The sequence below is a fragment of the Kitasatospora sp. NPDC048365 genome, assembly GCF_043200835.1.
Lineage (GTDB): Bacteria > Actinomycetota > Actinomycetes > Streptomycetales > Streptomycetaceae > Kitasatospora > Kitasatospora terrestris.
Genome location: NZ_JBICYJ010000028.1, coordinates 105,800 through 119,228, shown reverse-complemented (window position 1 = coordinate 119,228; position 13,429 = coordinate 105,800). Strand labels below are relative to the sequence as shown.

The following is a 13,429-nucleotide window of genomic DNA, read 5'->3' as shown; positions in this document are numbered from 1 at the left end:
GCGGAGGGCATCGTGCCGATCGGCAAGGCCCTGCCGAACATGCGGATGCAGGTCCTGGACGAGTGGCTGCAGCCGGTTCCGGCCGGTGTGGCGGGCGAGTTGTACGTGGGTGGTGCGGGTGTGGCGCGTGGTTACGGCGCCCGTCCGGGCCTGACGGCCGAGCGGTTCCTGCCGGACCCGTACGGTGCTCCGGGTGCCCGCCTGTACCGCACGGGCGACTTGGCCCGGGTGCTGGCGGACGGCACGGTGGACTTCCTCGGTCGCCTGGACCACCAGGTGAAGATCCGCGGCCACCGCATCGAACTCGGCGAGATCCAGGCCGCGCTGGCCGCCCACCCGCAGGTTCGCGAGGCGGCCGTGCTGGCGCACGGCGCCGAGGGCGCGGACAAGCAGCTGGTCGGCTACCTGGTCCCGGCCGGCGCGCTGGACACCGCGGCGCTGCGCGGCGACCTCCAGCAGAAGCTGCCGGACTACATGGTCCCCACCGTCTGGATCACCCTGGACGCGCTGCCGCTGAACGCCAACGGCAAGGTCGACACCCGTGCCCTGCCCGACCCGGACGCCCGCCCCGAGCAGCCGTACCTGGCACCGCGCACGGCGACCGAGGAGCGGCTGGCCGCGATCTGGGGCCAGGCGCTCGGCCTGGAGCAGGTCGGCGTGGACCGCAGCTTCTTCGAGCTCGGCGGCCACTCGATCCTGATCATCCAGGTGGTCTCCGAGGCGCTCAAGGCGGGCCTGCCGGTCTCGCTGATGATGCTCTACAAGAACGAGACCGTCGCCGACCTGGCCGCCGCCGTGGACGCGGTGCTCGCCGCCCAGCAGGAGCAGGCCGACGCCGAGGCCCGGGCCGCCGCCGAGCGGGCCGCGGCCGAGGAGCGGGCCCGCAAGGAGGCCAAGCGCTCGGTCAAGGACACCGTCAAGCAGGGCCTGCTGAAGGGCGGCCCGCGCCGCTCCGAGGTGGAGCCCTCGCGGATCGTGAAGGCGCTCGCCGAGCACCGGATCCCCGGTGCGAGCGTGGCGGTGCTGCGCGACGGCGAACTGGTCAGTGCCGACGGCTACGGCTTCGTCGGGTCGGAGGTCTCCGAGCCGGTGACGGCCCGGACGGTCTTCCCGGTCGGCTCGGTCTCCAAGCACCTCGCCGCGCTGACCGTGCTGCGGCTCGCCGAGGAGGGCGGGGTCGACCTCGACCGGGACGTCAACGACTACCTGACGTCCTGGAAGGTCCCCGGCGACGGGCCGGCGATCACCCTGGCCCACCTGCTCGGCCACCTCTCCGGCCTGCTGGTGGTGCCGAGCGGCCGCTACCCGCGCGGCACCCACCGCCCCGCGCTGGCGGAGCTGCTGGACGGCACCGTCGAGGGCCACCCGGCGGTCCGCCGGGACCTGGCGCCCGGCGAGGCCTTCCGCAAGGCGAACATCCACTTCTCGGTCGCCGAGCAGGTGGTGGCGGACACCACCGGCGAGGACTTCGCCGTCCTGGCCCAGCGCCTGGTGATCGACCCGCTCGGCCTGCGCGACACCGGCTTCCGGCAGACCTTCCCGGAGGCCCCGGGACGCTCGGTGGCGCTGGGGCACGGCGCCGACGGCCGCCCGCTGGACGGCGGCTGGGACGTCCGGGTGGACGTGGCGGCGGCCGGCCTCTGGTCGACCGCGGCCGACCTCGCCGCCGTGGCGCTGGAGGTGCGCCGCTCGTACCTGGGCCGCCCGCTGGCCCTGCTCGGGCAGGACAGCGCCCGCCGCCTGCTCGCCCCGCACCCGGCCAGCTTCTACGGCCTGGGCACCGTGGTGGACGCCACCGGCTCCGAGCGCTGGTTCGGCCACGGCGGCGAACTGGACGGCCACCGGGCGCTGACCCTGTGCCGGCTCGACAAGGGCACCGGCTTCGTGGTCCTGGCCAACGGCGGAGCGGCCGACCGGCTGCTGGGCCTGTTCACCGAGGCCGCCGGCCTCCCGGACGCGCCGCACTGACCCACCCCGACCGGACGGGGGCCGCCCACCCCGGCCCCCGTCCGGCCATCACCGCCCCCGGGGGCCTGTCCGGGGGATCTTGCCGGGCCCGCGACGCCAGGGCACGCACCTCGCTGCGTTGTCGTCGGTCGCCGATGCTCCGCATGGACTCCCTCCTCCGCCTTGCGATGCACGCACCCTGACGCCGCGGTCTGATCCGACAAGATCCCCCGGACAGGCCCCGCCTCCCCGCACCCGGTCACTCGCCGAAGGAGCCCCGATGACCGCACGCCACCTGATCTCGCTGGACGACCTCACCGACGACGAACTGCGCTACCTGGCCGCCCGCGGGGCGTCCTTCTCGGCGGGCCTCGCCCCGCAGGAGCGCCCGCTGGACGGCGCCGTGATCGGCGTCTACTTCCGCAAGACCTCCACCCGCACCAGGACCGCCTTCTCGGCCGGTGCCCAGCGCCTCGGCGGCCAGATCGTCGCCTTCGGCCCGGACGACCTCCAGCTGAACACCGGCGAGACCACCGAGGACACCGGCCAGGTCTTCTCCCGGATGCTGGACGTGCTGGTCGCCCGCACCGCCGGCGACCCGGAGGAGCTGCGCGGCTGGGCCGGCCAGGACCGGATGGCCGTGGTCAACGCGATGAGCGCCGACGAGCACCCCACCCAGGCGCTCACTGACCTCACCACCCTGCTGCGCCAGTTCGGCCGGATCGACGGCCTGCGGGTGCTGTACGTCGGCGAGGGCAACAACACCGCCGCCGCCCTCGCCCTCGCCCTCAGCCGCTTCCCGGGCACCTACCTGGAGCTGCGCACCCCGGCCGGCTACGGCCTCACCGAGGACGTGCTCGCCCGGGTCGCCGCCTCCTGCGCGCGCAGCGGCGCCGAGGTGGTCGAACTGCACCACATGGACGGGCAGTCGGCGGGCTTCGACGCGATCTACACCTCGCGCTGGCAGACCACCGGCACCTCCAAGCCGGACCCGGACTGGCGCGCGGCCTTCGACCCGTTCAAGGTCACCCCGGTGCTGTGGCTGCACAGCCCGCACGCGGTGTTCATGCACGACCTGCCGGCCCACCGGGGCGAGGAGGTGGACGCCGAGGTGCTGGACGGCGTCCACTCGATCGCCTTCGACCAGGCGGCGAACAAGATGTACAGCGCGATGGCGGTGCTCGAGTGGTGCCGCACCGGCGTCGCGGTGTCCGACGAGGCCACGGCCGGACAGGCGGTGGCGGGATGAGCCTGCTGGAGGAGAAGCCGGTCGTCGCGGACGAAGTCCCGCAGACCGTACCGCCGTTGAAGAAGAACCGGGACTTCCGGCTGCTCTGGCTGGGCGCCGGGATCTCCCAGTTCGGCGGGCGGCTGAGCGCGGTCGCGTACCCGATGCTGATGGTCTGGCACGGCCACTCGGTCACCCAGGCCGGCCTGGTCGCCTTCGCCGCCCAACTGCCGAACCTGACCGTCCAGTTGCCCGCGGGCGTGCTGGTCGACCGGTTCGACCGGCGGAAGTTGATGATCGTCTGCGACGTGGCGGCGCTGCTGGCCATGGCCGGCCTGGTCGCCATGCTGCTGCTGGGCGCGGTCTGGGTGCCGGTGGTGATGGCGGCGGCCTTCGTCGAGGGCAGCGCGGCGATCTTCTACCGGCTGGCCGAGCGGGCCGCGGTGCGCAACGTGGTCCACCCGGACCACCTGTCCTCGGCGCTCTCGCAGAACGAGTCGCGCGGCCACGCCGCCGGGCTGCTCGGCAATCCGGTCTCCAGCGCGCTGTTCACGGTGCTGCCCTGGCTGCCGTTCGCGATCTCGGGGGTCGGCCGGGTGGCCGCGTACCTGGGGCTGGTGGCGATCCGCACCGAGTTCCAGCAGCCGCGCACCGCCAAGGAACGCAATCTGCGGGCCGAGGTGGCGGAGGGCTTCCACTGGCTGTGGGGGCAGCGCTTCATGCGGGCCGCGGTGGCGCTGGTCGCCGGCACCAACGTGCTGTTCCAGATCATGGGCCTGACCCTGGTGGTGACGGTCGAGCGGGCCGGCGGCTCGCCCGCCGTGCTCGGCGGGATCGGCGTGGTCTCCGGCCTCGGCGGCATCCTCGGCGCGCTCTCCGGCTCGTTCTGGATGAAGCGCTTTTCGCCCTCCGCCATCATGACCGCCGCGTTCGCCCTCTGGGCGGTGCTGATGGCCTCGGTCGCGCTCACCGCCAACCCCTTCGCGCTGGCCGGCCTGTACGCCGGGATGAGCGGCGTCGGCGCCGCGATGAACGTCACCGCCGGCGTCTACCAGGCCCGCATCTGCCCGGACGAACTCCAGGGCCGGGCCGCCAGTTTCGCCGTCCTCGCCTCCTCCGGCGCCAACTCGCTGGGCGCCCTCTCGGCCGGCTTCCTGCTGGCCGCGCTCGGCCCCGCGCACACCGCGCTCGGCGCGGGCGCTGTGATGGCCCTGATCGTCCTGCTGGCCCTCGCCAGCCCCGCCGTCCGCAGCGGCCGGGAGATCATCGGCTGACAGCTCCCCCCGAACGCCTCCACGGGCACCGGTCGCACCCGCGACCGGTGCCCGTTCGCATGCCTACGGCCCGCCCGATAGGCGGGATACAAGGAAAAGATAGGCCGCCTTGGAAGGGTCGGGCGTGCACGGCCCCTACTGGAGAGAGAAGACAGATGAACGCGGATCTGAACTGGCGGCCGCTGGAGATCGGACCGTCCGACACCGGCACCGCGGCCTCGGCCGAGGGCCTGGCCGCCCACCTGCGCGCCTTCGGCGACCTCGAGGGCCTGCTGGTCCAGGAGAAGGCCGTGATCTTCCGGGGCTTCCACGTCGCCCCGGGCGAGCTCGACGGCGTCCTCGACCTGCTGCTGCCCAACCGCCTCGCCTACGTGCACGGCAACTCCCCGCGCACCAAGGTCGGCAAGAACGTCTACACCTCGACCGAGTACCCGCAGGAGTACACCATCTCGATGCACAACGAGATGTCGTACGCCCACCAGTGGCCCGCCCGCCTCGCCTTCTACTGCGAGATCGCCGCGGAGACCGGCGGCGCCACCCCGGTGGTGGACGCCCAGCGCTGGCTGGAGTCGCTCGACGACGAGGTCCGCGAGGCCTTCGCCGGCGGCGTCCGCTACACCCAGAACCTGCACGACGGCTACGGCCTCGGCAAGAGCTGGCAGCAGACCTTCGAGACCGAGGACCGCGACGCCGTCGAGGAGTTCCTCGCGAACGCCGAGGCCGGCTGGGAGTGGAAGAAGGACGGCACGCTGCGCGTCACCCAGCTGCGCCGCGCCACCACCAAGCACCCGGTGGACGGCACCGAGGTCTGGTTCAACCAGGCCGACCAGTGGCACGTGGCCGGCCTCGGCGACGAGACCGCCGCCACCCTCGCCAAGATCCTCCCCGAGGAGGACCTGCCGCAGTCCGTCACCTTCGCAGACGGCCGCCCGATCCCCGCCGAGTACGTGCTGCAGATCCGCGACCGCGGCCTGGAGAACGCCGTCGACTGCGACTGGCGCACCGGCGACCTGATGCTGATCGACAACGTCATGGTCGGCCACGGCCGCCGCCCGTTCACCGGCAAGCGCCGGGTCCTGGTCGCGATGAGCAACAGCGAGGCGGACGCCGCCCGCGCCGCCGAGCTCCAGGCGGCGGTGAGCGCCGCATGACCACCGCCGAGGCCCCGGCGTCGGCCGACCTGCTGCCCTACCTGGTGGAGCACACCGAGGGCGGCCCGGCGCTGACCGAGCTGATCACGGCGCAGCGCGAGGAGCTGCGCCGCCGGCTGCTGATCGACGGCGCGCTGCTGCTGCGCGGCTTCCCGGTCGACGGCGTGGCCGGCTTCGAGGACGCGGTCCGCGCGCTGTCCGGCGAGCCGCTGAAGTACACCGAGCGCTCCTCCCCGCGCTCCACCATCGCCGGGAACGTCTACACCTCCACCGACTACCCGCCGGACGAGGAGATCTTCCTCCACAACGAGAACTCCTACCAGGCCAGTTGGCCGCGCCTGCTGTACTTCTACTGCGACGTGCCGGCCGAGACCGAGGGCGCCACCCCGCTCGCCGACATCCGCGAGGTGTACCGCCTGGTCGACCCGGCGGTCCGCGAGGAGTTCGAGCGGCGCGGCTGGCAGGCGGTGCGCAACTTCCACCCGCAGTTCGGCGTGGAGTGGCGCTCGGTCTTCAACACCGAGGACCGCGCGGCGATCGACGCGTACTGCGCCGAGCGCGGCATCCGCACCGAGTGGACCGGCGACGACGGGCTGCGCACCATCGCCACCCGGCAGGCCGTGCACGTCCACCCGGAGACCGGCGACCGGGTCTGGTTCAACCACATCACCTTCTTCCACCACACCACGCTGGCCGCCGAGGTCTCCGAGGGCCTGCTGGAGCTGTTCGGCGAGGAGGGCCTGCCCACCAACACCTACTACGGCGACGGCGCGCCGATCCCGCGCGAGGTCATGGACCACCTGCGGGACTGCTACCGCAAGGCGTCCCGGCGCTTCGACTACCGGCAGGACGACATCCTGGTGGTCGACAACATGCTGGCCGCCCACGGCCGCGAGCCGTTCACCGGGCCGCGCCGGATCGCCGTGGCGATGACCGACCTGTACGACCCGGCCACCGGCCGCGGCGTCCTGGGTTATTAGGGGCTGTCCGACAATTCCCGCCGGGCGGCCGCCGCCGGAGCACGCACCTCGCCGGCTTCTCGTCGGTCGCAGATGATCCGCATCAACTCCCTCCTCGGCACCGCCGATGCACGCACTCCAACGACGCCCGCTGATCCGACGCGAATTGTCGGACAGCCCCTACAGGAGCCGGACCCCCATGCTGTCGCACCGCCCCGCCCCGAAGACGTCCCCCTGGCTGCGGACCTTCCTGCCGCGCCCGGGGGCCGCCGTCCGCCTGGTCTGCTTCCCGCACGCCGGCGGCGCCGCCAGCTCGTTCCGCGCGCTGGCCGGACTCCTGCCCCCCGAGATCGAACTGACGGCCGTTCAGTACCCGGGCCGGCAGGACCGCTACCAGGCGCCGTTCGTCACCGACATGGACGAGCTGGTCGCGGAGATCCACCAGGAGCTGGCCGGCCGCCTCGACCGGCCGACCGCCTTCCTCGGGCACAGCATGGGGGCCACCGTCGCCTACGAGACCGCGCGGCTGTTGCGCCCGCGCTTCCCCTCGCCCCTGCTCGCGCTGTTCGCCTCCGCCCGCCGGGCCCCCGACCGGTGCCGCCCCACCGGCCTGGACTTCACCGACGACGCGGTCGTCCGCGCCTTCATCCGGGAGCTCGGCGGGGCCGGTGCCGACCGGCTCGACGACGAGGACGACCTGTGGCAGCTCACCCTGCCGATGCTGCGCAACGACTTCCTGCTCGCCGAGGCCTACCGGCACCGGCCCGGGCCGCCGCTCAGCTGCCCGATCGTGGCGGTCTCCGGTGACGGGGACAGCCGCTGCACCCTCGACGAGGCCCGGCACTGGTCCGGGCACACCATCGGGGCCTTCGAGGCCCACGCGCTGCCCGGCGGCCACTTCTACACCGAGGAGTGCCCCGACCGGCTCGCGGCCCTGCTGACCGGCGCCCTGGCCCGGTACGGCGCACCGGTGCCCGCCGACCCCCTGCCCGCCCTGCCCGCCGACGTCCTCGTGGAGAGCTGAGATGTCCCACCCGTACACCGCGCGCCTGCCGCTCACCGCGGCCCAGGCCGGGGTCTGGGCCGCGCACCAACTCGACCCCTCGGAGCGCCGGTTCACCATCGGCGAGTACCTGGAGATCCCCGAGCCGATCGACCCGGCCACCCTCGCCGAGGCCTGGCGGATCACCGTCTCCGAGTGCCAGGCGCTCCAGGTCCACGCCATCGGCGAGGACGAGACCGGCCTGTGGCAGCTGGTCGACCCGGCCTCCGCACCGCCCTGCGCGCACCTCGACTTCTCCACCCTGCCCGACCCGGAGGCCGCCGCCCGCGCCTGGCTGCGCGCCGACCTCGACCACCGCGCCGACCTCTCCTTCGGGCCGCTGTCCTCCGCGACCCTGCTCCAGCTCGGCGAGCGGCGGTTCTGGTTCTACCACCGCTACCACCACGTGGTCGCCGACGGCATCGGCTACTCCCTGGTGCTCGGCCGGCTCGCCGCCGTCCACCGCGCCCTGCGCGCCGGGCAGCCGGTCGGCGACAGCCCGTTCAGCCCGCTCGCGGTCCTCGTCGAGGAGGACGCCGCCTACCGCACCTCCGCCCAGTACGAGGAGGACCGCCGCTACTGGACCGAGCGCCTCGCCGACCGGCCGATGCCCGCCCGGCTCACCCGCCGCACCCTGCGCACCGAGCCGCCCGCCGACCTGCTCGCCTGGGAGCGGGCCCAGCGGATCCGCACCGAGGCGGTGTTCAGTGCCGCCACCATGCAGTCCGTCCGGGCCGCCGCCCGCCGCGGCCGGACCAGCTGGCTCACCGTGCTGATCGCCGTCACCGCCGCCTACCTGCGCCGGATGACCGGCCAGGACGACATCCTGCTCGCCCTCCCGGTCGCCGCCCGCACCACCGCCGCGTCCCGCCGCACGCCCGCGATGGTCACCAACACCGTCACCCTGCGCCTGGACGTACCCGCCGGGGCCACCCTGGACGGGCTGCTGCCCGCGGTGGACGCCGAGATCCGCGCCGCCCTCGCCCACCAGCGCTTCCGCCACGAGGACCTGCTCGCCGAACTCGGCCTCTCCGGCAGCGACGTCGGCTTCCTCGGCGCGATGGCCAACCTGATGTCGCACAACCCGTCGCTCAGCTTCGGCGACCTGCCGATCGTCCCGACCAACCTCTCCTCCGGGCCCGCCCCCGACCTGACCTTCTCGGTCCAGGACCGCGGCGACGGCGGCGAGGGCGCCAAGCTCGCCTTCGACGCCAACCCCGGCCACTTCGACCGGGAGGAACTGCTCGGCCACCGCGACCGCTTCCTGCGCCTCGCCGAGGCCGCCCTCGCCGCCCCCGGAACCCCGATCGGCGACCTGGAACTGCTCGGCGCCGACGAGCGGCAGCGGCTGCTGGTCGACTGGAACGACACCGCGGCCGACAACGAGGCCGTCTGCCTGCCGGCGCTCTTCGAACGCGCCGCCGCCGAGCACCCGGACGCCGTCGCGGTCTCCCAGGACGGATCGTTCCTGACCTACCGGCAGCTCGACGAGGTGTCGGCCGAGCTCGCCGGACGGCTGGCCGCCCGGGGCATCGGACCGGAGGACTACGTCGCCGTCGCCGTGCCGCGCTCGCCGCTCTCCATCGCCGCCACCCTCGCCGTGCTGCGGGCCGGCGCCGCGTACCTGCCGATCGACACCGGGTACCCGGTCGAGCGGATCGCCCAGATGGTCGAGGACGCCGCCCCCGCGCTGGTCCTCACCACCGCCGAGGCCGCCGACCGGCTGCCCGCCGACGCCCCGCGGCTGCTGCTCGACACCGCCTCCGACGGGACCGTGGCACCGGTCCGTGCGGCCGACCCCGCCAACCCCGCGTACCTGATCTACACCTCCGGCTCCACCGGCCGCCCCAAGGGCGTCGCCGTGCCCCACCAGGGCATCGTCAACCTGGTCCTGGACCACGTCCACCGCCTGCGGACCGGCCCCGGCAGCCGGGTCACCCAGCTCCTCTCACCCGGCTTCGACGCCGCCGTGCAGGAGATCTGGCCCTGCCTCGCCTCCGGCGCCGAACTCGTCCTCCCGCCGCGCGACGGCGTCCCCGTCGGCGCCGACCTCGCCGACTGGCTCGCCGACCGCCGCGCCACCCACATGACCCTGCCCCCGGTGCTGCTCACCGCCATGCCCGAGGCCCACCTCCCCGACCTGCGCTCCATCGTGGTCGGCGGCGACACCACCGAACCCGAGGTGATCCGCCGCTGGGCACCCGGCCGCGAACTGCGCAACCACTACGGGCCGACCGAGATGAGCTGCACCGTCTCCGGCTCCGACCCGCTCACCGGCGACGAACTGCCGCCGATCGGCCGGCCGATCCGCAACACCCGGCTGCACGTCCTCGACGACGCGCTCGCCTTCGTCCCGGCCGGCGTCACCGGCGAGCTGTACGCCACCGGCGCCGGCATCGCCCGCGGCTACCTCGGCCGGCCCGGCCAGACCGCCGAACGCTTCCTGCCCTGCCCCTACGGCCCGCCCGGCAGCCGGATGTACCGCACCGGCGACCTGGTCCGCCGCCGCCCCGACGGCCGCCTCGACTTCCTCGGCCGCGCCGACGGCCAGGTCAAGGTCCGCGGCTACCGCATCGAACTCGGCGAGATCGAAGCCGTCCTCGCCGCCGTCGACGAAGTCGCCGACGTCGTCGTCACCGCGCACGGCACCCGCCCGCAGGACCGCAAGCTCGTCGCGTACGTCACGGCCGCCGACGGCCGCGACCTCGACCCGATCGCCCTGCGCGCCCACCTCGCCCGCATCCTGCCCGACTTCATGGTGCCCGCCGGCATCGTCGTGCTCGCCGAGCTCCCCGTCACCCCCAACGGCAAGGTCGACCGCAAGGCGCTGCCCGCACCCGACTTCGACTCGCAGACCTCCGCCCGCGCCGCCCGCAACCCGCGCGAACAGCTGCTGTGCGAGCTGTTCGCCGAGGTGCTCGGCGTTGCCGCGGTCGGCGTCGACGAATCCTTCTTCGACCGCGGCGGCGACTCCATCCTCGCCATCCAACTCGTCGCCCGGGCCCGGCAGTCCGGCCTGCGACTGAGCGCCGGCGAAGTCATGCGCCACCGCACGCCGGAAGAGCTCGCCACCGTTGCCCGCAGCGACGACCAGGCCACCGCCGAAGCGGACGGCGCCGGAATCGGCCCCGTCGAACGGACCCCGATCACCGGCTGGCTCGCCGACCTCGCCGGCGACGTCCGGGCGGTCACCGGTTTCAACCAGTCGGTGGTGCTGCGGACCCCCGCGAACGCCGACCCCGCCACCCTCGCCGCCGCGCTGCAGGCGCTCACCGACCACCACGACGCGCTGCGGATCTCGCTCGCCGAGGACTGGACGCCGAGCGTCCGGCCGGTCGGCGCGGTCACGGTGAAGGTGCGTCAGGCCCTGTCCGGCGCGGACCGCCGGGCCGAGGCGGCCGCCGCCCGCGACCGGCTCGACCCGCGCGGCGGGTCGGTCCTGGAGGCGGTCCTGTTCGACGGCGGCGAACTGCTCGTCGTCGCCCACCACCTCGCCGTCGACGGCGTCTCCTGGCGGATCCTGCTCGCCGACCTGGCCACCGCCTGGGCGGCGCTCGCCACCGGCGCCCGGCCCGTCCTGCCGCCGGTGGCGACCTCGCTGCGCACCTGGGCCGGCCGGCTCGCCGCCACCGCCCCGCAGCGCCGCACCGAACTCCCCGCCTGGCAGGCGATCGAAGCCACCCCGGACCCGGGCTCCGCCGACCTCCCCGCCGGCCCGCTCCACCAGCTGACCCGCACCGTCCCGCCCGCCCTCGCCGCCCGCCTCCTCACCGACCTCCCCGCCACCCTCAAGGCCGGCGTCGACGAACTCCTCCTCACCGCCCTCGCCACCGCCGTCCCCACCTGGCGCACCGAACGCACCCACCCCGCTGTGCCCGGCGCGGCCGTGCTGATCGACCTGGAGTCGCACGGGCGGCAGGAGGGGGCCGTGGGCTCGCCCGCGGTCGACCTGTCGCGGACGGTGGGGTGGTTCACCGCCGTGCATCCGGTGGCGTTGCGGGCGGATCCGGCGGGTGACCGGGCGCGGTCGGTGAAGCTGGTGAAGGACCAGCTGCGCGCGGTGCCCGGTGACGGCCTGGGCCACGGCCTGCTGAAGCAGCTGGACGGCGCCGACGGCCTCGGCGGTGTCACCCCCGAGCTGGCGTTCAACTACCTGGGCCGGTTCCCGGCGGGCACCGGCGCGGACTGGGAGATGCTGCCCGGTGACGGCCCGCTGGTCGACGGGTTCGACCCGCGGATGCCGGCGGCGCACGCGCTGGAGATCACGGTGATCGCCTACGACCGGGCGGACGGCCCGGAGCTGCGGCTGACCTTCGGCTGGCCGGTGGACCGTTTCACCGAGGCGGAGGCCGCCCGGCTGGCGGACCTCTGGCTGGCGGAGCTGGCGGCGCTGCCCTCCCACGCGCCCGGTCTGGTGCCCACGGACGTGCCGCTGGTCGGCCTGGACCAGGCCCGCCTGGAGGCGCTGGAGGCGGCCCACCCGGGGCTGTCGGACGTCCTGCCGCTGACCCCGTTGCAGGAGGGGTTCCTCTTCCACACGCTGATCGACGGCCGGGAGAGCGACGCGTACCTGACCCAGCTGGTGCTGGACCTGGACGGCCCGCTCGACCCGGTGGCGCTGCGCACGGCCGCCCGGCGCCTGCTGGACCGCCATCCGGCGCTGCGCGCGGGGTTCGTCCACGAGGGTCTGCCGCACCCGGTGCAGGTGGTCCGCGAGGGCCTGGAGCTGCCGTGGTCGGAGGGGGACGTGTCCGCCCTCCCGGCGGGCGAGCGGGAGGCGGAGCTGGAGCGCCTGACCGCGGCCGAGAAGGACCGCCCGTTCGACCTGGCGGTGCCGCCGCTGCTGCGCGTGCTGCTGCTCCGCAGCGGTGAGCGCAGCCACCGCCTGGTGCTGACCAACCACCACATCCTGTGGGACGGCTGGTCGACGCCGGTGCTGCTGGGTGAGCTGTTCGCGCTGCTGGGCGGCGCGGAGCCGGGTCCGGCCCGGCCGGTCGGGGAGTACCTGGGCTGGCTCGCCGGGCAGGACGTGCCGGCGGCCCGCGAGGCGTGGACGGCGGCGATGGCCGGTCTGTTCGAGCCGACCCACCTGGTGCCGGACGCGGCGCACACCGACCCGGTGCCGCAGCGCCAGCTGCGGGTGGAGCTGCCGGAGGAGTTCACCGCCCGGCTGACCGGGCGGCTGCGTTCCCTCGGGGTGACCGTGAGCACCCTGGTGGAGGCGGCGTGGGGCGTCTTCCTGGCCCGTACGACCGGCGCGGACGACGTGGTCTTCGGGACCTCGGTCTCCGGCCGGGACGCCGAACTGCCGGGCGTGGAGCGGATGGTGGGCATGCTCACCAACACCCTGCCGGTCCGGGTGGCGCTGCGGCCCGAGGAGACCCTGGCCGAGTTGCTGGTCCGGCTGCAGGACGAGCAGAACGCGCTGACGCCGCACCACCACCTGGGCCTGGCGGAGATCCAGCGCGCGGCGGGTCTCGGCCCGCTCTTCGACACCACCACGGTCTGCCTCAACTACCCGCTGGACCTCGCGGCGCTGGAGCCGCTGCTGCCGGCCGGGCTGCGCCTGACCGGGCTGGACGCCCGGGACGGCACCCACTACCCGCTGCGGATGGCCGTCATCCCGGGGCCGCGGCTGCGGCTGTGGCTCGGGCACCGGCCGGACTGCTACCCGGAGGAGGAGGCGGAGCAGTTGCTCGCCCGGTTCCGCCGGCTGCTGGAGGCGTTCGCCGACAGCCCGGACACGCCCGTCGGGGAGATCGACATCCTCACCGCCGAGGAGCGGATGCGGCTGCTCGTCTCCTGGGGCGGCTACGGCGACTGACGCC

The 13,429-nt window shown here is 74.5% G+C and carries 7 protein-coding genes; all 7 read left to right on the top strand.

What is annotated here, in order from left to right:
- On the top strand, positions 1-1,968 hold a 1,968-nt coding region (locus ACGFX4_RS26495), incomplete at its 5' end, for a serine hydrolase (RefSeq protein WP_393079114.1).
- A 259-nt stretch (positions 1,969-2,227) separates the two neighbouring features.
- Complete coding sequence (locus ACGFX4_RS26490; RefSeq protein ID WP_393079111.1) at positions 2,228-3,196, top strand: ornithine carbamoyltransferase; 969 nt, start codon at positions 2,228-2,230, stop codon at positions 3,194-3,196.
- Positions 3,193-4,449 carry an MFS transporter gene (locus ACGFX4_RS26485; protein ID WP_393079109.1) on the top strand — a complete coding sequence of 419 codons (1,257 nt, stop codon included), beginning with the start codon at positions 3,193-3,195 and terminating at the stop codon, positions 4,447-4,449. Before ACGFX4_RS26490 ends, ACGFX4_RS26485 begins: the two co-directional genes overlap by 4 nt.
- Before the next feature lie 155 nt (positions 4,450-4,604).
- Positions 4,605-5,600: a TauD/TfdA family dioxygenase gene (locus ACGFX4_RS26480; RefSeq protein ID WP_393079107.1), complete on the top strand. Its 996-nt coding sequence runs from the start codon at positions 4,605-4,607 to the stop codon at positions 5,598-5,600.
- The gene (locus tag ACGFX4_RS26475; protein ID WP_393079104.1) at positions 5,597-6,580 is read left to right on the top strand and encodes a TauD/TfdA family dioxygenase; all 984 of its coding nucleotides are present in this window, start codon (positions 5,597-5,599) and stop codon (positions 6,578-6,580) included. The genes ACGFX4_RS26480 and ACGFX4_RS26475 overlap by 4 nt, the downstream gene beginning before the upstream one ends.
- Before the next feature lie 178 nt (positions 6,581-6,758).
- Positions 6,759-7,583, top strand: coding sequence for a thioesterase II family protein (locus tag ACGFX4_RS26470; RefSeq protein WP_393079101.1), 825 nt, complete (start codon positions 6,759-6,761; stop codon positions 7,581-7,583).
- A 1-nt stretch (position 7,584) separates the two neighbouring features.
- Positions 7,585-13,425 (top strand): amino acid adenylation domain-containing protein, encoded by a 5,841-nt coding sequence (locus ACGFX4_RS26465; protein WP_393079099.1) that lies wholly within the window; start codon positions 7,585-7,587, stop codon positions 13,423-13,425.
- Positions 13,426-13,429 lie beyond the last annotated feature (4 nt).